At 58.3% G+C, this 21,005-nt stretch carries 16 protein-coding genes; 7 read left to right on the top strand and 9 right to left on the bottom strand.

The features are described from left to right. Positions 1-89: 89 nt before the first annotated feature. Positions 90-539, bottom strand: coding sequence for a large-conductance mechanosensitive channel protein MscL (gene mscL / locus OYW20_RS21685; RefSeq protein ID WP_268797951.1), 450 nt, complete (start codon positions 537-539; stop codon positions 90-92). Between the two features lie 198 nt (positions 540-737). Here mscL and radA point away from each other — a divergent pair, with 198 nt between their 5' ends. Beyond that, positions 738-2,105 (top strand): DNA repair protein RadA, encoded by a 1,368-nt coding sequence (gene radA / locus OYW20_RS21680; RefSeq protein ID WP_268797950.1) that lies wholly within the window; start codon positions 738-740, stop codon positions 2,103-2,105. A 124-nt stretch (positions 2,106-2,229) separates the two neighbouring features. On the opposite strand, the gene OYW20_RS21675 is transcribed toward radA, so the two are convergent. After that, a complete protein-coding gene (locus OYW20_RS21675) occupies positions 2,230-2,598 on the bottom strand; it encodes a PilZ domain-containing protein (RefSeq protein ID WP_268797949.1) in 369 nt (122 codons plus the stop codon). Positions 2,599-2,736: 138 nt separating this feature from the next. On the opposite strand from OYW20_RS21675, the gene OYW20_RS21670 reads away from it, so the two are divergent. The 3 genes from OYW20_RS21670 (at position 2,737) to yjiA (ending at position 6,213) form a co-directional block, all read left to right on the top strand. Then, the gene (locus OYW20_RS21670; protein WP_268797948.1) at positions 2,737-4,806 is read left to right on the top strand and encodes a carbon starvation CstA family protein; all 2,070 of its coding nucleotides are present in this window, start codon (positions 2,737-2,739) and stop codon (positions 4,804-4,806) included. An 18-nt stretch (positions 4,807-4,824) separates the two neighbouring features. Then, positions 4,825-5,022 (top strand): YbdD/YjiX family protein, encoded by a 198-nt coding sequence (locus OYW20_RS21665; protein ID WP_037018459.1) that lies wholly within the window; start codon positions 4,825-4,827, stop codon positions 5,020-5,022. Between the two features lie 210 nt (positions 5,023-5,232). Beyond that, positions 5,233-6,213 (top strand): GTPase, encoded by a 981-nt coding sequence (gene yjiA / locus OYW20_RS21660; protein ID WP_268797947.1) that lies wholly within the window; start codon positions 5,233-5,235, stop codon positions 6,211-6,213. 164 nt (positions 6,214-6,377) lie between these two features. On the opposite strand, the gene glyA is transcribed toward yjiA, so the two are convergent. The 3 genes from glyA to OYW20_RS21645 all read right to left on the bottom strand — a co-directional run bounded on the left by glyA (position 6,378) and on the right by OYW20_RS21645 (position 12,859). Then, on the bottom strand, positions 6,378-7,631 hold the full coding sequence (glyA, locus tag OYW20_RS21655) for a serine hydroxymethyltransferase (protein WP_268797946.1): 1,254 nt from the start codon (positions 7,629-7,631) through the stop codon (positions 6,378-6,380). Positions 7,632-7,804: 173 nt separating this feature from the next. Beyond that, on the bottom strand, positions 7,805-11,650 hold the full coding sequence (locus OYW20_RS21650) for an EAL domain-containing protein (protein WP_456239190.1): 3,846 nt from the start codon (positions 11,648-11,650) through the stop codon (positions 7,805-7,807). A gap of 489 nt (positions 11,651-12,139) precedes the next feature. Further along, complete coding sequence (locus OYW20_RS21645) at positions 12,140-12,859, bottom strand: carbonic anhydrase (RefSeq protein ID WP_268797944.1); 720 nt, start codon at positions 12,857-12,859, stop codon at positions 12,140-12,142. A 520-nt stretch (positions 12,860-13,379) separates the two neighbouring features. Here OYW20_RS21645 and ettA point away from each other — a divergent pair. Beyond that, entirely contained in the window at positions 13,380-15,044 is a 1,665-nt protein-coding gene (ettA, locus tag OYW20_RS21640) for an energy-dependent translational throttle protein EttA (protein WP_268797943.1), read from the top strand. A 60-nt stretch (positions 15,045-15,104) separates the two neighbouring features. Here the strand turns inward: ettA and OYW20_RS21635 are convergent, their stop codons facing one another. Together OYW20_RS21635 and OYW20_RS21630 are read right to left on the bottom strand one after the other, a co-directional pair. Further along, the gene (locus OYW20_RS21635; protein WP_268797942.1) at positions 15,105-15,602 is read right to left on the bottom strand and encodes a GreA/GreB family elongation factor; all 498 of its coding nucleotides are present in this window, start codon (positions 15,600-15,602) and stop codon (positions 15,105-15,107) included. A 102-nt stretch (positions 15,603-15,704) separates the two neighbouring features. Continuing rightward, positions 15,705-16,064, bottom strand: a complete 360-nt coding sequence (locus OYW20_RS21630; protein ID WP_268797941.1) for a hypothetical protein — start codon at positions 16,062-16,064, stop codon at positions 15,705-15,707. Between the two features lie 229 nt (positions 16,065-16,293). Here OYW20_RS21630 and OYW20_RS21625 point away from each other — a divergent pair, with 229 nt between their 5' ends. Then, positions 16,294-17,502: a Bcr/CflA family multidrug efflux MFS transporter gene (locus OYW20_RS21625; protein ID WP_268797940.1), complete on the top strand. Its 1,209-nt coding sequence runs from the start codon at positions 16,294-16,296 to the stop codon at positions 17,500-17,502. A gap of 705 nt (positions 17,503-18,207) precedes the next feature. Further along, positions 18,208-18,900, top strand: a complete 693-nt coding sequence (locus tag OYW20_RS21620; protein WP_268797939.1) for an ArsR/SmtB family transcription factor — start codon at positions 18,208-18,210, stop codon at positions 18,898-18,900. Between the two features lie 48 nt (positions 18,901-18,948). On the opposite strand, the gene OYW20_RS21615 is transcribed toward OYW20_RS21620, so the two are convergent. Together OYW20_RS21615 and OYW20_RS21610 are read right to left on the bottom strand one after the other, a co-directional pair. Continuing rightward, positions 18,949-19,902: an adenosine deaminase gene (locus OYW20_RS21615; RefSeq protein WP_268797938.1), complete on the bottom strand. Its 954-nt coding sequence runs from the start codon at positions 19,900-19,902 to the stop codon at positions 18,949-18,951. 78 nt (positions 19,903-19,980) lie between these two features. Beyond that, positions 19,981-20,949 (bottom strand): 2-oxoglutarate and iron-dependent oxygenase domain-containing protein, encoded by a 969-nt coding sequence (locus OYW20_RS21610; RefSeq protein ID WP_268797937.1) that lies wholly within the window; start codon positions 20,947-20,949, stop codon positions 19,981-19,983. Positions 20,950-21,005: the final 56 nt, after the last annotated feature.

Raw genomic sequence — 21,005 nt, 5'->3', positions numbered from 1 at the left:
GTAGGCGCGAACACGTTCGCGAGGCGTGAGTCCTGTTTAACCAGGAAGACGTCTCGCCAACACGTTGGCGCCTACAGAAAGGTGGCGCGTTATACCGGACGCAGCGGGTCCACTGTGACCGGCGCCGCTGGCCGGGCATTCTGCTCTTTCAACAGATCCCGTATTTCACCCAGCAGCAGCTCTTCTTTAGTCGGCGTTGGCGGCAAGGTCGGCGCCTTGGCTTCCTCACGCTTGAGACGATTGATCGCCTTCACGCCCATGAAGATCGCAAAGGCCACAATGATGAAGTCGATCACTGTCTGGATGAACTTGCCATAAGACAGCATCACGGCGGGTGCTGTGCCTTCGGCCGGTCGTAACATGACAGCCAGATCACTGAAATCCACGCCGCCGATCAGCAGCCCGAGGGGCGGCATGATTACATCGCCGACGAACGACGAAACGATCTTGCCAAATGCCGCGCCAATGATGATACCGACGGCCATATCGACCACGTTACCTTTGACGGCAAAGGCTTTGAACTCGCTTAGTACGCCCATAGGTTTTCTTCCTTAGTTACACAAAAGTGGTTGTGTTGCAGTGTATGTCAGCTACGCGGAGCGTGCGTAGTCCCTGCAATCGACCGAAGGCGGTTAGGTTAGTTTTATCGGAAACGCCAAAATCCCCCTTTGTCTTCCTGCAAACGCAGTGGCTTGAGCGTTGCGTTATCATTGCCCCCTTTTCAGATCGGGGGTGTCATGGCCAAGGCCAAACGCATGTATGGCTGCACCGAGTGCGGCGCGACGTTTCCCAAATGGGCAGGGCAATGCACCGAGTGCGGCGCCTGGAACACCCTGGTCGAGACCGTCATCGAGAGCGGCGGTGCAGCAGCACCCAGCGGACGTTCGGGCTGGACCGGGCAACAGGCGCAAGTGCGCACCCTGGCCGAGGTCAGCGTTGAAGAGGTCCCGCGTTTCTCCACCAATTCGACCGAACTGGACCGCGTTTTAGGCGGTGGTCTGGTCGACGGCTCGGTGGTGCTGATCGGCGGAGACCCCGGCATTGGCAAGTCGACCATTCTGCTGCAAACCCTGTGTGCCATCGCCGAGCGCATGCCCGCGCTGTATGTCACGGGTGAGGAATCCCAGCAGCAGGTTGCCATGCGCGCCCGACGCCTGAGCCTGCCGCAGGACAAGCTCAAGGTGATGACCGAAACCAACATCGAAACCATCATCGCCACGGCCCGGGTCGAACAGCCCAAGGTCATGGTGATCGACTCGATTCAAACCATCTTCACCGAACAGTTGCAGTCGGCGCCGGGCGGTGTTTCCCAGGTGCGTGAAAGTGCGGCGTTGCTGGTGCGCTATGCGAAGCAAAGCGGCACGGCGATTTTCCTGGTAGGTCATGTGACCAAAGAAGGCGCGCTGGCCGGCCCGCGAGTGCTCGAGCACATGGTCGATACGGTTCTGTATTTCGAGGGGGAGTCGGACGGTCGCCTGCGGTTGTTGCGTGCGGTGAAGAACCGCTTCGGCGCCGTCAACGAGTTGGGCGTGTTCGGCATGACCGACAAAGGCCTGAAAGAAGTCTCCAATCCTTCGGCGATTTTTCTTACGCGGGCGCAGGAAGAAGTGGCGGGCAGCGTCGTCATGGCGACATGGGAAGGCACGCGACCCATGCTTGTGGAAGTTCAAGCGTTGGTGGATGACAGCCATTTGTCGAACCCGCGTCGGGTGACGTTAGGTCTCGATCAGAACCGTCTGGCGATGCTGCTGGCCGTGTTGCACCGACATGGCGGCATTCCTACGCACGACCAGGATGTATTTCTCAACGTGGTGGGCGGTGTGAAAGTGCTTGAAACCGCGTCCGACCTGGCGCTGATGGCGGCGGTGATGTCCAGCCTGCGCAATCGTCCGCTGCCCAATGACTTGCTGGTGTTCGGTGAGGTGGGCCTGTCGGGCGAGGTGCGTCCTGTGCCGAGCGGGCAGGAGCGCTTGAAGGAAGCAGCCAAGCATGGCTTCAAACGCGCCATCGTGCCCAAGGGCAATGCGCCCAAAGAGTCACCGCCAGGCTTGACCGTGATTGGCGTGACACGGCTGGATCAGGCGCTGGATGCGTTGTTTGAGTAGTTAACGAAAATATCGCGACTGTAGAAGCGCGATTGCCCGCGATTGCGGTCTGTCAGTGATCAGCAATGTATCTGCTCTGACGCCTTCGCGGGCAAGCGCGCTCCTGCGCGCAAGTAAGCGCGCTTCACACCTCAATCAGCGCCGCCAACTCCCGATCCAGCTCATCCTGGTCCGCCAGATTGAGCTCAATCAATCTACGCAAGTGCGTCACCGACTCAAGGTCGATGTGCTCACACACGAACCCCAGGCGATTGTTGTCGTCGTGCGTCAGGCGTACCTCCATCTGCAGGTCGGTGTCGACGTTCAGGTGGATGTCCACGGTGAACACGTCATCCGGATTACCCAGCCAGGGCGATGGCCGCTCTATCAGCAGGCCTTTGAGCGATAAGTCGATCAATTTGACCGGCCAGCTCTTTTCGCCTTGGGTGAGTTCAGTTTTGGCATCGAAAACGATGCGTTTAAATCGCCGGCGGTCTTCGTGGGAATCTGTCATGGGGGGGACTTCTCCTTCAGTGCATTGACTATAGGCGAAAAATGGCTCTAGACCATAGTGGGGGGTGGCCTTTCGCTGCATCGGCGCTAGACTCTGGTGGCTGCTAAACCAAGTCCACTCAGTTGGAAAAATAAAAAAATGAAAACCAATAATAGTCTGCTGCGCCATGTGCCCTGGCTGATTGTTGCAATTCTCGGGGCCAGCGCTCTGGGTGTCGTGGCATTGCGACGCGGGGAGGCGATTAACGCACTCTGGATCGTTGTTGCGGCGGTCGCGATTTATCTGGTCGCTTATCGTTATTACAGTCTGTTCATTGCCACCCACGTCATGCAACTGGATCCTACCCGGGCAACGCCTGCGGTGATCAACAATGACGGTCTCGATTACGTCCCAACCAACAAACACATTCTCTTTGGTCACCACTTTGCTGCGATTGCCGGGGCTGGCCCTTTGGTCGGGCCGGTGCTGGCGGCGCAAATGGGGTATCTGCCGGGTACGCTCTGGCTGATTGCCGGCGTGGTGCTGGCCGGTGCGGTGCAGGATTTCATGATCCTGTTCCTGTCCACTCGCCGTAACGGCCGTTCCCTGGGCGACATGGTTCGTGAGGAAATGGGCCGTATTCCCGGCACCATCGCCTTGTTCGGCTGCTTCCTGATCATGATCATCATCCTCGCGGTGTTGGCGCTGATCGTGGTCAAGGCCCTGGCTGAAAGCCCGTGGGGCATGTTCACGGTCATGGCGACCATCCCGATTGCGATGTTCATGGGCGTGTACATGAGGTACATCCGGCCGGGTCGCATCGGTGAGATTTCAGTGGTCGGTGTGGTGCTGTTGCTGCTGTCGATCTGGATTGGCGGTCAGGTAGCGGCCAGCCCTGCCTGGGCGCCGATGTTCACCTTTACCGGCGTGCAGATCACCTGGATGCTGGTCGGTTATGGCTTCGTGGCGGCAATGCTGCCGGTCTGGCTGCTGCTGGCGCCACGTGATTACCTGTCTACTTTCCTGAAAATCGGCACCATCGTCGCGCTGGCCATCGGCATTCTGGTGTTGGCGCCCGAGCTGAAAATGCCCGCGCTGACTCAGTTCACGGACGGCACTGGCCCGGTCTGGAAAGGCGCGCTATTCCCGTTCCTATTCATCACCATCGCCTGCGGTGCGGTCTCGGGTTTCCATGCGCTGATCTCCTCGGGCACCACGCCCAAGCTTCTGGACAACGAAACCAACGCTCGTTACATCGGCTACGGCGGCATGCTGATGGAATCGTTCGTGGCAATCATGGCCATGGTCGCGGCCTCGGTGATAGATCCAGGCGTGTACTTTGCGATGAACAGCCCGGCTGCCGTGGTCGGCAGTGACGTGGTTACGGTCGCCCAAACCATCAGCAGCTGGGGCTTTGCAATCACCCCGGAAACCCTGACGGCGGTGGCCAAGGACATCGGTGAAAACACTGTACTGGCGCGGGCCGGTGGCGCTCCGACATTGGCAGTGGGCATCGCGCAGATTCTGCATCAGGTGCTGCCGGGCCAGAACACTATGGCGTTCTGGTACCACTTCGCGATTCTGTTTGAAGCGCTGTTCATTCTGACCGCAGTCGATGCGGGCACCCGTGCAGGTCGCTTCATGCTGCAGGACTTGCTCGGGAGTTTCGTACCCGCGCTCAAACGCACGGAATCCTGGACCGCCAACGCCATCGGCACCGGTGGTTGCGTCGCGCTGTGGGGTTATTTGCTGTATCAGGGCGTGATTGATCCGCTGGGCGGGATCAACACCCTGTGGCCGCTTTTCGGCATCTCCAACCAGATGCTGGCGGGCATCGCGCTGATGCTGGCAACCGTTGTGCTGATCAAAATGAAACGCCAACAGTATGTGTGGGTGACCATTGTGCCAGCGACCTGGCTGCTGATCTGCACCGTCACGGCGGGCTTCATCAAGTTGTTCGACCCAAGCCCTGCCGTTGGTTTCCTGGCCTTGGCCAAGAAATACAGCACCGCTGCCGATGCCGGTCAGGTCCTGGCCCCGGCCAAAACCATGGACCAGATGCAGCACGTGATCTTCAACGCTTACACCAATGCCACGTTGACCGTGCTGTTCCTGTTCGTGGTCTTGAGCATTCTGTTCTATGCGGTGAAGGTCGGTCGGGCAGCCTGGATCAGAAAAGAACGTACGGACAAGGAATCGCCTTTCCAGCCATTCCCTGAAACCCATTGATCGACCGGAGCGCTGCGTATGTTCAATGACCTGAGCAAGCTCGGTAAATACCTCGGTCAGGCCGCGCGCCTGATGGTGGGCATGCCCGACTACGACAATTACGTTGAGCATATGCAGAAGACCCACCCGGACAAGCCGGTGATGAGCTACGAGATGTTCTTCAGGGAGCGTCAGGATGCGCGTTACGGCGGGAAGGGCGGGCCGAAGTGTTGTTAAAGGGTTGATTCCTGCAACGCCTGTTTCAACAACGCGCCACGCCAGTCGTGGCGCGTTCGCGTCTGCCACATTTGCTGGCAGCCGTTCCACCCCGTAGAAGCGCGCTTGCCCGCGAATGCATTTCAACTGTTTCCGAAGAGGGTGCAGACAGATCGCATTCGCGGGCAAGCGCGCTCCTACAGTCTGATTAGCGACACGTCAGGAGAATGCATGGCCGGTTCGCAAGTTATACCCGTCACAATCCTCAGCGGCTTTCTCGGAGCCGGCAAAACCACTTTGCTGCGCCATCTGCTCAAAGAAGAGCACGGCCTGAAAATCGCGGTGATCGAAAACGAATTCAGTGATGCCGGGATTGATACCCAGTTGCTCGGCGATGAGCCGGTGCAGGTGATGACCCTTTCCAATGGCTGCGTGTGCTGCACCATCCACACCGACCTGACCAAGGCGCTTTATCTGTTGCTGGAGCGTCTGGATAGCGGTGAGATTGCCTTTGATCGTCTGGTCATCGAGTGCACAGGGCTGGCCGATCCGGCGCCGGTTGCGCAGACCTTTTTCATCGATGAAGACCTGCGCGAGCGCTACATCCTCGACGGCATCATTACGCTGGTGGACGCGGCGCATGCTGACACGCACCTGACCCAGACCATTGCTCAGGCGCAGATCGGCTTTGCTGACCGTTTGCTGGTGAGTAAGCGCGACCTGGTGGACGAGGCGACGTTTACTGCCTTGAGTGACCGATTGAGCCGGATCAATCGTCGGGCGCCGATTCGTGTGGTCGAGCACGGCAAGATCGATCTGGCAGAACTGCTCGACGTACGAGGCTTCAACCTCAACGCTGACTTGGGCGGCGGCATGAGCCTGCGTCCGGTCGCGCCGGCGGGAAACTCCATCGACCGCATCAGCAGTCTGGTGTTGCGCAGCGATAAACCGCTGGATCTCGAGAAACTCAGTGAATTCATGAATGAGCTGCTGGAAGAGCACGGCAAACAACTGCTGCGCTACAAAGGCGTGCTGAGTATTGTCGGGGAACCCCGGCGGATGGTGTTTCAGGGCGTACTGAAGCTGTACGGATTCGACTGGGACGCGGAATGGGAAGAGGGCGAGACGCGCGAAAGCGTGATCGTGTTTATTGCCGATGATTTGCCGGAAGAGAAAATCCGAGCGGGGTTTGAAAGGGTGACAGCGGAGTAGGGCGACGAAACCAATTCTGTAGGAGCGAATTCATTCGCGAGAGGCCGGTTTGGCGTTAAAGCTGTAAGGGCGGACTCGTTCGCAAAGAGGCCGGTACAGCCGATAGATTTTCATCGGCTGTACCGGCGGCTCGCGAATGAAGTCGCTCCTACAGGTTTATCTGGTTACGCGCCGTAAACCGGCAGCTTCGCGCAGATGGCCTGGACTTTCCCGCGTACAGCGTCGATCACGGCTTCGTTGTTCAGGTCGGCCAGGATGTCGCATATCCAGCCAGCCAGTTCCTTGCACTCTGCTTCTTTGAAGCCACGAGTGGTGACAGCCGGTGTGCCGAAGCGCAGGCCGGAGGTCACGAACGGGGAGCGTGGATCGTTCGGCACGGAGTTTTTGTTCACGGTGATGAAGGCCTTGCCCAGAGCGGCGTCGGCGTCTTTACCGGAGATGTCCTGCTTGATCAGCGACAGCAGGAACAGGTGGTTCTCAGTACCGCCGGATACCACGTCAAAACCGCGCTCGATGAACACGCCGGCCATGGCCTTGGCGTTTTTCACGACTTGCTGTTGGTAGGTCTTGAACTCAGGCTGCAACGCCTCTTTGAAGCAGATGGCCTTGGCTGCGATGACGTGCTCCAGTGGGCCGCCCTGGCCGCCCGGGAACACAGCCGAGTTCAGCTTTTTCTCGATCTCAGCGTTGGCGCGCGCCAGGATCAAGCCGCCGCGTGGACCGCGAAGGGTCTTGTGCGTGGTCGTGGTCACCACGTCAGCGAACGGAATCGGGTTCGGGTAAACGCCCGCAGCCACCAGACCGGCGACGTGAGCCATGTCGACGAACAGGTAAGCACCTACTTTGTCAGCGATGGCGCGAAAGCGCGGGAAATCGAGGATTTGAGAGTAAGCGGAGAAGCCCGCCACGATCATTTTTGGCTTGTGCTCGACAGCCAGGCGCTCGACTTCGTCGTAGTCGATCAGGCCGTTGCCGTCGATGCCGTACTGAACGGCGTTGTACAGCTTGCCTGAGGAGGAAACGCTGGCCCCGTGGGTCAAGTGACCGCCGTGAGCCAGGCTCATGCCCAGAATGGTGTCGCCGGCGTTGAGCAGTGCGAGGTAAACAGCGCTGTTGGCTTGCGAGCCAGCATGTGGCTGGACGTTGGCGTAGTCGGCGCCGAACAGCTCTTTGGCGCGGTCGATGGCCAGTTGTTCGACGATGTCGACGTACTCGCAACCACCGTAGTAACGCTTGCCTGGGTAGCCTTCAGCATATTTGTTGGTCAGTACCGAACCTTGCGCTTCCATGATCGCAGGGCTGGTGTAGTTTTCCGAGGCGATCAGCTCGATGTGATCTTCCTGACGCTTGGCTTCCTGTTCCATTGCTGCATACAGGTCGGAGTCGTACTTGGCGATAGTCAAATTACGGCTGAACATGGCGGTCCTCGGGGCGTGGGGCAGTAAAAAAGGAGGGCATTCTAACTCATCGGCTTTTATCTGGCATATGAAAGGCAGTCATGTGGCAGATGAGTGGAATGCAGCTTTGAGCTGCAAGCACAAGTCGTTACGCTTTCAGCTCGAAGCTTATGGCTTGCAGCTTGAAGCTGCTCCTAGTCGAGCATAAACAGCGCGTCGTTGCTGAACTGAGCTTCGAACTGCTCGGGTGGCATCGGGTGGCCGAACAGGTAGCCTTGCACTTCGTCGCAACCGTGCTCTCGCAGAAACTCCAGCTGCTCGTGGGTTTCCACGCCTTCGGCGATGACCGCCAGATTCAGACTGTGCGCCATGGCGATGATGGCGCGGGCGATCTGCGCGTCCTGTTCACCTGACGGGAGACCGTCGACAAAGGTGCGATCGATTTTCAGGACATCAATCGGGAACTGCTTGAGGTAGTTCAGCGATGAATAACCGGTGCCGAAGTCATCCACCGCGATGCTGAGGCCCAGGCGCTTGAGTCCGTCGAGAATCAACATCGCCTCGCTGACTTCGCGCATCAGGATACTTTCGGTCAACTCCAGTTCCAGGCAGGCAGGCGGGAGTCCGGTTTCCTCAAGAATCGTTGCGATACGAGTCCCGAGCGTCCCGTCCGAGAACTGCCGGGCCGAAATATTGACCGATACCTTGGGCACCCGAACCTTCGCCTTGTGCCATTGCTTGAGTTGGCGACAGGCTTCGGTCAGCACCCAGTCGCCGACTTCGACCACCAGCCCCAGCTCTTCAAGCACTGGAATGAACTCGATCGGCGGCACCAGGCCACGGCGCGGATGGCGCCAGCGCAGCAGAGCTTCGGCACCCGTCAGACGCTTGCCGTTGCCGCTGAATTGCGGCTGGTAATAGAGGGTGAATTCCTGCTGTTCCAGGGCATGACGCAAGTCGCTTTCCAGCTCCAGCCGTTCCAGAGCGCTGGCATTCATGTCAGCTTGATAGAACTGAAAGTTGTTTTTACCGCGCTCTTTGGCGGAGTACTTCGCGGTGTCAGCGTTTTTCATCAGCTGGCTCAGCTCGTGACCATCCTGGGGGCTGAGGGCGATGCCGATGCTTGCGGTGACAAAGAACTCGCGCCCTTCCAGCACGAACGGTCTGACCAGGCTGGCGAGGATCTGCTCGGCAACATGGATTGCGCGGTTGAGCGCCACCTGCTGGGTTGCGCCGGACTGCAGCAACAACGTGAATTCGTCGCCGCCCATGCGCGCCACCGTATCTTCATCGCTCACGCACTCAAGTAAACGTCCCGCCATGTCTTTGAGCATGCGGTCACCTGCGGCATGGCCCAGCGAGTCGTTGATGGGTTTGAAACGGTCCAGGTCGAGGAACATCAGCACCACCCAGGCTTGCTGACGTTCGGCGTGTTGCAGGGCGGTGTGCAATCGGTCCTGAAACAGCGTGCGGTTTGGCAGGTGTGTCAGTGCGTCGTAGTAGGCGAGACGATGGATGCGTTGCTCGCTGGCCTTGCGCTCACTGATGTCGGTGAAGAAGCACACATAACTTGCCAGATCGCCCTCGTCGTCGAGCACCGCTGTGACGCCGACCCACGCGGGATATTGTTCGCCATTGCGTCGTTTCAGCCAGACTTCGCCTTCCCAGCTGCCGCGCTGGTTCAATTGCTTGAGTATGTAGCCCAGGTGCGCGTTTTCCTGATCGTCCGCCGTCAGCATCATAGGCATTTGATCGAGCACCTGCGCCACTGCATAACCGCTGACACGGCTGAATGCATCGTTGGCCTGGACGATGTAGCCGGCCGGGTCGGTGATCAGGATGGCGGAGGTCGAGTGTTCGAATACGGTCGCCGCCATCCGCAAATCTTTTTCCGCGCGCCGCTGCTGGCTGATGTCGCGACCCACGCCAAGGATGCCTTCAAAACAACCGGTGTCGCCCCAGACCAGCACCAGGCGCAGCTCGACGGCAATCTTGCGACCGTCGGCGCGCAGGCAGTCGAACAGAAAGACCTGGGCCGGTATTTTCGCTTGCAGTTGCGCCAGGGCATCGGGATCGGCCAGCGCCCTGTCCACACGGCTGACCAGGCTGTACAAACCCGATAGTTGCTGTGGATTTGCAATGGTCGACGTCCAGCCGTTCATCAAAATCCAGTCAGCGCTGTAGCCCAGCACGGCATTGACGGAGGGGCTTACGTAATTGGGTTTAAGGGCTGCGTCGGTCGAAAAAATCACGTCACTGATGCTTTCCGCGAGCATGCGATAGCGCTGCTCGCTGTCACGCAGCGACTCGCTGGCCTCGATCTGCTCGGTGATGTCCTTGGCCACGCCAATGATCCGCGTGACCTGTCCACTCTCATTGCGTGCCAATGCCTGTTCGCGCAGGTCGAACCGACGCCACTGGTCTTGCTTGTTACGGAACCGCAGCTGGAATTGCATCAGGTCTGCGCAGGTGCCGTTCTGGCGTTCGATGCGTAGCCGCTCACAGAAATCCTCGTCCTCGGGATGCAGCAGGATTTCCCAGAAATGCTCGCCCATCTCTTGCAGCTCTTCATTGCTGTAGCCGAGGGTCTGCCCCAGATGGTGATTGCTGTAGATCACGCGCCGGGTGACAACATCCTGAACGTACAAATGATCGGGCACCGTACGCACAACATCCGACCAGAATTTCTCACTCTCTTGCAACGATAGCTCGACCTGCTTGCGCCGCGTCACATCCGTGATGTTAAGGATGACCGCGTTGAAATCCTCTGGCTGCTCGGGAAGTCGCACCACCAGCCACACATGCTGATCAGCGCCTTTATCGTCTGGCAGCCGGATTTCCATTTCCAGATGGCTGCTGGCGTCTAGCAAGGCATGCAACAGCAGCAGCCCCATGCCTTCGCCTGTCCGCGGACAGCCTTCGATGATTTGTTGCCAGACTTGTTCTGCCGTCTCGCTCTTGAGCAGGCTGGCCGCAACCTGATTGACCTCGGTGATGCGCATTTGCTGAAGCAAGCCTTGCAACTGATCGGGATGACGTTCGAGCCGCTCGGTCAGTTGCGCGCTGGTTTGCAACTGCGACCGTTGCAGGTATTCCGGGAGGTCAGACAGATCGAGCACGCAGAGGGCAACGCCGGTGCCCTCAAAAATATCCTGATAGCGTCGGCGGCTCTCGTGCAGTTGACGCTGGCGGCGTCGCAGACTGAGAAGCGCCAGCAGCGGCACGATGGAGCACAGTAGCGCGATCAAGCATTTGCCCAGCAGCGGCGCTACCAGGTCCTGACGCGCTTTAGTGGCGTCGTATAGCGCCTGCAACTGCCAATCGCTGTTGGCCAGCGGCGCCTGGAATACCGTTTCAACGTCGGCGCTGGGGATTGCAGGCGTGGATTCGTTGCCAAAATTGCGATAAATGACGCGATGGCTTTGAGTGTTCTCCAACTGCCAGACCGGCTGGAAGTCTTGAGCACTTTGCCGGGTCAGTAACTGCAGGGCCTGAGTGGTCAGGCGCAACCCCCAATAACCCCGGTTGTCGCTACCGGGCTGGCGGATGAAGAGGTAGATCTGTTTCCCGCCCTCAGCGTCCGCGTAAAAGTAGGTGCGGTCCTGATTGCGCATCAGTGTGCGGGTAAGAAAATCCGCGTCCTGGGTGGCGCCGTTGCTGTCTGCCTGGATGTCTCCTGACCGGCTGATCCAGATGACGCTGTTCAGGGCGGGCAGGGCCTGACGCAGGCTGGTGATGAGGGCTGTTTGTTGTTCGACGGTTTGCGGGTTGCCTCTCGGGTCGTCCAGAAGATTGAGCGCAACTTGCGCGCTGAGCGCCATATTCAGACTGAGCCGATCCGCCAGTTGACTGCTGTAATCGACGCTGCGCTGGCGCTGAAGCTGTTGGGTCTGCTGAAACTGCTCAACCAACTGCCACAACAAAAGCGCAAGCATAAGCAGCATCACTACTGCCAGCGCGCCTTTGAGCGAACCTCGCAATGGCGAGGACGCCGCGCTTTTTGAAGAGCGCGATGAGGAAACAGAAGGTGTCGTGAGCAAACTTTGATCCTGACTACTGGACTGAATCCGCGGGTGCGAAAGGCACTATAGGCCGAACGCCCGAGGGGCGGCTAGCATGCATTGTGTTGTGGCGAAGTGCCAGTCCCGGAGGTGCAAATTGCCTGGGTTTACCCTGCGTTTGAGCTGCCATGGCGTTGTGTGACTTGGCCGATGAGTATACTCAGCAATCACCGGTGCTGATGTATTCATTAAATGAACAATCGTTGTCTTCAAGTGCACACCCGTTTGGATTGAGACTTCAGATTCGGAGGACAAAGCGATCAGATTAATAGTCTGGTTATTAAAAAGTTAATGCCTAATACATTTAGCAATCCCGATAACGGACTGCCGGCATCACTGTGTCATATGAAGTTGACGAGGTGGCACTTGTGAGGGGGCGGCTGCACGGGTTGGTCTGCGCTTAGGGGGGCGTCATGTCTTCTTATGCACAGTCCTGTGCATAAGAAGCTTTTTTAAGCTCTGGTGCAGTTAGATATCGAAGAAGTCTACGGCCCCGTTTTCCAGCGAATAGTAGGCGCCTACGACCCGGACCTTGCCTTCTTTTATAGGGTTGAACAATGTCGGCTCGGAGGCTGACCTCAAGCGCGTGACCGTTCGTTGCACGTTACTTTTGACTGAGGCCTCCAGTAAGTTTTTCGCTTTGCCGGCCTTGGCAGTGAGCACGGCTGGGATGATCGGCTCAATCATTTCGCCGATGGCGCCGGGGTACAGCGTATTGTCTTCAACGACCGAGACGGCGGCGGCGACCGCGCCGCAATTCTCATGACCCATCACCACGATCAGGGGCACCCCAAGCTGGCTGATGGCGTATTCGACAGAGCCCAGCGCAGTCGTGTCGACGGTGTTGCCGGCGTTGCGCACGATGAACAACTCGCCCAGGCCTCGACCGAAGAGTAGCTCTGGCGGCACCCGAGAATCGGAGCAGGAGATCAGCACGCAAAAAGGCGTCTGGCCTTTTGCGATCTCCAGGCGTCTTGCACGATTACGTTCGGTGTTTATCTCCTTGTCACCCATGAAGGCTTCGTTGCCTTCACGCAAGCGTTGCAACGCCTGATCAGGGGTCAGCGTCGTGCGGGGGGAGGTTGGCGTTGCGGCCATGGCAGTCAGTGGAAGTTCGGCCAGTACAGCGGCAACTGGCAGGCAGCAGGCACACTGCAATATCTTGCGGCGAGACAACGAAGGATTCATTCAAACCTCGATCAATGTATTACGCGTTATTGGATCTCACGTGAGCGATAAAGCATCGTCACGTGCGCTGTATTTGATAGCGGTGCGGATTATTTTTTGCAACCGCCGAGCAACGTCCGACAACACGCTGTAACAGTTCAAATCAAACAGCGCCGGCTGCTCCGAACTGTCTTTGGAATGTCCGCAACAGGCCACCGCTCTATTTATTGATGTAACGGGTTTTGACGATGCGCAGATAACCGTGTGCCATGCACAGACCGGTTAATCCTCATGCTGTGCTGTGTTGTTTGGACCTGCGCCGTGAATTTGGGGCGTTCCTGCGCTGCTGTCTGTCTGCGGTCGCTCAGTTAGGTTAACCTTGCGTCCCCTGAGCAAAGCTTGATCGGCATCGACGCATTGTCCCCTGCTATTGCCCTCAGGACGTCGAGCGCCCCGCAACGCCGCGCACTCAAAAGCCGCTGGCATCGCGCGTAGCATGGCTCAAGAATTTTTTAATGACCGCTGATGAGAGGTATTCATTTTGGCCCAGTACGTTTTCACCATGCATCGGCTGAGCAAAGTTGTTCCGCCGAAGCGGGAAATTCTGAAAAACATCTCCCTGTCATTTTTCCCGGGCGCCAAGATCGGCGTTCTCGGCCTCAACGGTTCGGGTAAATCAACGCTGTTGAAAATCATGGCGGGTGTCGACACCGAGTTTGACGGCGAAGCGCGCCCGATGCCGGAGTTGAACATCGGTTACCTGCCCCAGGAACCGCAGCTGGACCCTACCAAAACCGTGCGTGACGTGGTCGAAGAGGCGGTCAGCGTGATCAAGGACGCCCAAGCGCGTCTGGACGAGGTCTACGCCGCTTACGCTGAGCCGGACGCCGATTTCGACAAGCTGGCCGCCGAACAGGCCAAGCTGGAATCCATTCTGCAGGCGAGTGACGGGCACAACCTGGAGCGTCAACTGGAAGTCGCAGCCGATGCGCTGCGTCTGCCGGCCTGGGACGCGAAGATCGAACACCTGTCCGGTGGTGAGAAGCGACGCGTCGCGCTGTGCCGTTTGCTGCTGTCTGCTCCTGACATGCTGCTGCTCGACGAGCCGACCAACCACCTGGATGCCGATTCCGTGGCGTGGCTGGAGCATTTCCTCCACGACTTCCCGGGCACTGTGGTCGCGATCACGCACGACCGTTACTTCCTGGACAACGTTGCTGGCTGGATTCTGGAACTCGACCGCGGCGCCGGCATTCCATACGAAGGCAACTACTCGGGCTGGCTTGAAGCCAAGTCCGACCGTCTGGCAGCCGAATCCAAGCAGCAGTCGGCTCATGAAAAAGCCATGAAAGAAGAGCTGGAGTGGGTGCGTAAAGGCGCTAAAGCGCGTCAGTCCAAGTCCAAGGCCCGTCTGCAACGCTTTGAAGAGCTGCAATCGCAGGAATTCCAGAAGCGCAGCGAGACCAATGAAATCTACATCCCGGCCGGTCCGCGCCTGGGTGACAAGGTGATTGAGTTCAAGAACGTCTCCAAGGGCTACGGCGACCGTGTGTTGATCGATAACTTGTCGTTCTCGATGCCCAAAGGAGCCATCGTCGGCGTTATCGGCGGTAACGGTGCGGGTAAGTCGACCCTGTTCCGCATGCTGATGGGCAAGGAAACACCGGATTCCGGCAGCATCGAAATCGGCGAAACCGTGCAGCTGGCCTGTGTCGATCAGAGTCGGGATGACCTGGACGGCAGCAAAACCGTGTTCGCGCAGATCTCGGACGGTTCCGACCAGATCAAGATCGGCAACTACGAAATCCCCTCGCGCACCTATGTCGGTCGCTTTAACTTCAAGGGTGGCGATCAGCAGAAGTTCGTCAAGGACTTGTCCGGTGGTGAGCGCGGTCGCTTGCACCTGGCATTGACCCTCAAAGAAGGCGGCAACGTGTTGCTGCTCGACGAACCGTCAAACGACCTGGACGTTGAGACCTTGCGTTCGCTGGAAGAAGCGCTGCTGGACTTCCCGGGCGCTGCCATTGTGATCTCTCACGATCGGTGGTTCCTCGACCGCGTGGCGACTCACATTCTGGCTTACGAAGACGACTCACAAGCGTTGTTCTTCGAAGGCAACTACACCGAATACGAAGCCGACCGTAAAAAGCGTCTGGGCGATGCAGCAGCCCAACCGCACCGGGTGCGTCACAAGAAACTGGCCTGATTCAGGCGGGCGTAAAACAAGAACGGAGCCTCAGGGCTCCGTTTTTTTGTAGCAGAAACGTCAGGCGTCTGCCTCGATTGCAACGATCTCGATGACCTGATCACCCACCGGACGCACCCAGTTCACTTCATCACCCGCTTGCGCACCCAGCAGTGCTTCGCCCAGCGGCGACGCCCAATTGATCAGGCCGCTTGCTGCGTCTGCCTGGTCTTCGCCCACCAGTTGCACGCGCTGATGGTTGTCGTCTTCATCGGCAAAGGTCACCCAACTGCCGATCTGAATTTTTTCGGTCGAAGTAACGGGTGTGACGACCTGTGCGCTTTGCAGGCGCAGGTTGAAATAACGCAGGTCGCGCTCGATGTCGGCCTGTCGCTGTTTATCGGCGGTGTCTCCCAGAGCCGACTGCTCACTGTATTGCGCCTGCAACTGCGCGACCTGGTCGTGCAGTTGCTCTAGGCCGCTTGCGGTCACGTAGTTGGGTTGCTCACTGACCTGCCGCTCTACGGGCTGGTCGGCTTGCGCAGCGGCATTGTCTTCGTTGACGAAAGCCCTGCTCATGACGGTCTCCCTTGTTGAGTCACGAGTATCGGGCCACGGGAGCGGCGCATTAGTTTCAGTTTTGCCATGCGTCACCGCAGTGCTCCAGCCGATTCTTGACGCTTAACGAGAACGGTAGGCCTTGGCGGCGCCTTGGGTGCTCTGGCGATCCCAATCCCGATCACGGTCATTCCAGATCGTGTCGCGGCCCTGATCCTGATGGACCTGATTTTCCAGCATGGCCTGACATTGCCTGAAACCGTCACTCCAGCCTTGAGCGTACAGCGTGTCCTTGAGATAACGCGGGACGTTTTTCTTGAACTGCCCTTTCATTGCATCGACGGCCTGCCGACCACTGCCGCAGCCATCCTGAAAACCATCGGCAAAGGCAGGCGGATATCCCTCGGCCACTAATTGATCATGAGTGGACTGGCAACCCGCGACCACCACCACACACCACAGCAATACCCAGCGCGCGTTCATTTCAGATTCCTCGATGTATAACCAAAGTCTAGAACCGGGTCTGTGGGTTATTCGTGAAAGGACTGTCGGAAATGCATTAACTGATGCCCGGTATATCGCGGTTAGTTCAGTGATTCGGCCCAAAGGTTGGACGGCCTGAAAAAACTTTTAGTAATTTTTTTATGGACGGCCTGCGAACATTTAGGGCGGTTAGACTAGCGAGTCTGCTTTAAACAGCTTTGGAAGCCGGATGAACCTCAAAACGATTTTGATACTCGGCGCGCTCAGCGCTTTTGGTCCCTTGGCCATCGATTTCTACCTGCCTGGATTCCCTGCCATTGCGCTGGCATTTGGCACCGATGAAAAACACGTGCAGCTGACGCTGGCGTCCTATTTTCTTGGGCTTAGCATCGGTCAGTTGGCTTATGGGCCGGTTGCCGATCGGTTCGGGCGGCGCATTCCACTTTTGTTTGGCGTCGGGTTGTTCACTCTTGCGTCGTTGGCGTGTGCGTTCGCGCCGACCCTTGAGTGGCTCATCGCAGCGCGGTTTGTTCAGGCGTTGGGCGGATGCGCCGGCATGGTCTTGTCGCGTGCAATCGTCAGCGACACCTGCAATCCGGTTGAATCGGCCAAGGTGTTCTCACAGCTGATGCTGGTGATGGGGCTGGCGCCGATTCTCGCGCCGATGCTCGGCGGTCTAATGGTCAATGTGTACGGCTGGCAATCGATTTTTTTGGCGCTGACGATTTTCAGCGCGGCGATTTCGTTGGCGGTCGCGCTCGGCCTGCCTGAGAGCATGCCGGCTGGCCATCCGCGGCAGCCGCTTTCCGGGGCTTTCGGTCAGTACCGGCGATTGTTGGGGGATCGGGTTTTGCTGGGGCATGCCTTGACCGGCGGTATCGCCATCGCCGGAATGTTTTCCTACATCGCGGGTTCTCCTTTCGTCTTCATCAAGCTGTACGGCGTGCCGCCTGAACACTACGGCTGGCTGTTCGGGATTAACGCAGCAGGTTTTATTTTGACCGCCCAGGTCAACGCCCGGCTGGTAGGGCGCTTCGGACCGGCCAGGCTGCTTTCTCGGGCAGTGTGGGTTTACCTCGCTGCGGCGCTGACGTTGCTGTTGATCGCCAATTTGCACACCGAAAAGCTCTGGCCGTTGTTGGTGCCATTGTTCATTTATATCGCAAGCCTGGGGTGCATCCTCCCCAACGCTTCAGCGTGCGCGATGACCGGCCAGGGCAAGCGCGCCGGTAGCGCATCGGCGTTGCTGGGCTGTCTGCAATTCAGCGTTGCGGCAGGCGCAGCGGCACTGGTCGGCGTGCTGCACGACGGCACGGCTGTACCGATGGCGACGGTCATCACGTTGTGTGGTGTGTGTGCCGTCGGGCTGGCGATGTTCACGCTTCATTTGCAAAAGCGCCGCGATGCCGGTGCCGTGCACACCGATGTGAGGGTCTGATTAAAGCCGGCAGCGTTCAACGCTGTCGGCTACTCGGCGATCATCAATAAGGATCGGCGGCGCTGTGGCGTTTTCGTATCGTTTGTTCGGTCTGCCTAATAGCGGTAACGGCAGGGCTTGCTTAACACTTGGGTTGGAGACAGCAAGCGCCAACTTCGCACTTATCTAAAGCTGTTTTTCTTGCAAGACTTTGGAGTATCTCTTGTAGGCAATTACCTTGGACTGTTTGCGGGTTTTTAGTCTTTATCCGCGCACAGCATGAACTAGACGGGGTTTGAGCGTTTTAACTTGGTAGTTGTCGCTGCGCCAGTTTGCGAACCTTTGTGCTGTGATCTACCTGATCTGCACTGTAGTCCCTCTTCAGGCCTCTTTAATCCAATTCTCCTGCCGGGTTCAACGCTTATACTGGTGGCTCAATATGGCCGGGATCCAGGCGGGCGCCGGCACTGTATCGACTGTTGCTCGTAATCTGTAATAAATCCTGCCAAGGGTTATCAACTGTTCGGCTCACCCGATAAATACAAGTGTCCGCTCACCGCTGTAACGCGTTCTCGGCGTATTGCGCTTAAACGCGTGTGATGTGCCTGGAGTTGTGAAAGCAGGTTAACCAAGGTTTTGCTTTTGGCAGTTTAGCGTCTTGGTCTCGGGCTAATTGATGTCACTATGTCATCGCAATAGACAAATGTTTCGACAGGGAGTTAACACATGGAAAACGCACCTTGCATTAGCCAGATCGCCGCGTTGCTGGCTGACCCCAAGCGCAGTGCAATGATGTGGGCGTTGATCGACGGGACGTCCCGGGCAGCAGATGAGTTGGCGCTGTTGGTCGGGCTTTCAACATCCTCGGCAGGTGCGCATCTTGCGCGGCTGGCCAGCGGCGGTTTGCTCAAACAGGAGGTGAGAGGCAGAAAGCGGTTTTTCAGGCTTGCAGCACCGCAAGTGGGGGCTGCGGTCGAAGCGCTCGCCAGTGCATCCATGGTCAGCGCGGATCTGATCAACCGCAGTCGGGCTCAACCGCTACCACCCTTGCCGCTGCGTCGCGCGCGCTTGTGCGCTGACCACCTCGGTGGGGAGCTTGCAACTGACCTTTACCAGCGAATGCTTGGGGCGGGGTGGATCGAGCAGACGGAGCAGCGGCTTGAGGTCACGAGTGTCGGCATCTCGAAACTCGCCGAGCGAGGGATATTTGTGACAGCGCTGGCTCATCGTCAGCGGGAGACAATCTGCGCGTGCGCCGCATGTACCGAGCAGACCCCGCATCTTGGAGGTGCACTGGGCGCGGGCCTGCTGCAACTGTTCATGCAATTGGGCTGGCTGCGGGCCACCGAGGAGTCCAGCATGTTGCAGGTGTCCTCGGACGGTCAGCGAGAGATCAACAAAATCGCCTCGGCGGCCTGAGCCCGCGCAGCAAAAGGGGGTGAAAATCGCCCCCCGTCTTTTATCCCTTCAAGGCTTGATCAACCTGGCGTCCAGACTGTTCTGAGCCAGCCGCTTCGCCTGATCCTGCGTCATCCCGAGGTGGGTGTGCAGGGCGTAGAAGTTTTCAGTCACATACCCGCCGAAATACGCCGGATCATCCGAGTTGACCGTGACCTTCACGCCGCGCTCGAGCATGTCGAGAATATTGTGCTGTGCCATGTCGTCGAACACGCAGAGCTTGGTGTTGGAGAGTGGGCAGACGGTGAGCGGGATCTGCTCGTCGATGATGCGCTGCATCAGGCGTTCATCTTCGATTGCGCGGACGCCATGGTCGATGCGCTGGATTTTCAGTAGGTCCAGCGCTTCCCAGATGTATTCAGGCGGACCTTCTTCTCCCGCATGGGCGACGGTCAGGAAGCCTTCGTTGCGGGCGCGATCAAAGACGCGTTTGAATTTGCTGGGCGGGTGTCCCATTTCCGAACTGTCGAGCCCGACGGCCACGAACGCATCGCGAAACGGTAGCGCTTGATCGAGGGTTTTCTCGGCCTCTTCTTCGCTCAAGTGACGCAGAAAACTCAAAATCAGGCCGCTGCTGATACCGAGCTTTTGCTGGCCGTCTTTCAAGGCGCCAGCGATACCGCGCAGCACGACTTCGAAGGGAATGCCGCGGTCGGTATGGGTCTGTGGATCAAAAAACGGTTCGGTGTGAATCACGTTCTGCGCTTTGCAGCGCTCAAGGTAGGCCCACGTCAGGTCATAGAAGTCCTGCTCGGTGCGCAGCACGTCGGCGCCTTGGTAGTAGAGATCGAGAAACTCCTGCAGGTTGTTGAATGCATAAGCGCCGCGCAGCGCTTCCACGTCATTCCACGGCAGGGCGATCTTGTTGCGTTCGGCCAGGGCGAACAGCAGTTCAGGCTCCAGCGAACCCTCCAGATGCAGGTGCAGTTCTGCTTTGGGCAGGGCGTTCAACCAATCGTACATGTGCGTTTCTCATCAAGTGCAATGGGCGGCATTCTACAGAACCATGCAGGCTGGCTGGACGAAACCTGACCAGACGGTTCACTCCTGTGGCGTTTGGTCGCGGCGGTAAGCATAGGTGTCGGCAAAGCGGGACAGCAAAAAATCCGCGCAGGTGGTGGGCGGGTAGAGTGGCGGATGGTCGGTGTCACTGCATCCCGGCAGGCATTCAATGCGCGTATCGGGGGTCGGCTCGGCGAAGAACGGCATGGAATAGCGGTCAATGTTCAGCGGGCTGATAACCCGGTGCGGTGTGGACACATAACGGTCATTACTCCAGCGCGCCATCATGTCACCCAGATTGACCACGAACGTGTTGGCAATCGGCGGCGCGTCGATCCACTGCCCACGCACGTCGCGCACTTGCAGACCGCCCGCCACGTCTTGATAGAGCAGGGTGATGCAGCCGTAATCGGTATGAGCGCCCGCACCTTGCTGCTGCTCACTGCTGGCTGTGTGGCGCGGCGGGTAGTGGATCATGCGCAGTACGCTTACCGGTTGCTCGAAGCGCTGATCGAAAAAGTCAGGATCGACGCCAAGGGCCGGTGTCATGGCGCGCAGCAAGGTCAGGGCCAGAGCCTGCATGTCTTTGTAATGCTGCTCCATCAACGGTTCCCAGCCGGGTACGTCCGGATGGCGGTTGGGCCCACGCAGCGGTTTGCCTGCCAGCACGTCCACATGGTCGGCGGGCAGATGCAGGCCCATGTCGAAGGTTTCTTTCAAGTCGCTGGGCAGGCTTGGGTCCAGTTGTTCGGTGGCAACCGCGCCATAGCCACGATGATGATGGCTTTGGGTGATGTCGATTCTCAGCTTCTCGCTGCTGGGCAAGGCGAAAAAACGTTGCGCTGCACTGATGACCTGTTCGATGCGCCTGGCGCTGATCGGGTGGCCAGTGATGTAGAAAAAGCCCCACTCACGGCAAGCGCTGTCTATTTGCCGGGCGACGTCGTGCCAGGCGGGGTCGCCGGTGTTGTAGAGCGGGGAGATGTCGATGATGGGAAGCGGATTCATGGGGGCTCCGTGTTGATCTGCGCGGAGGCGCGCTTGCCGGCGAAAGCTACAGAGAC

Source organism: Pseudomonas sp. BSw22131, assembly GCF_026810445.1.
In the GTDB taxonomy this organism is placed as follows: domain Bacteria; phylum Pseudomonadota; class Gammaproteobacteria; order Pseudomonadales; family Pseudomonadaceae; genus Aquipseudomonas; species Aquipseudomonas huanghezhanensis.
The sequence above is the reverse complement of the archived record's forward strand: the minus strand, read 5'-3'. Positions and strand labels throughout refer to the sequence as shown.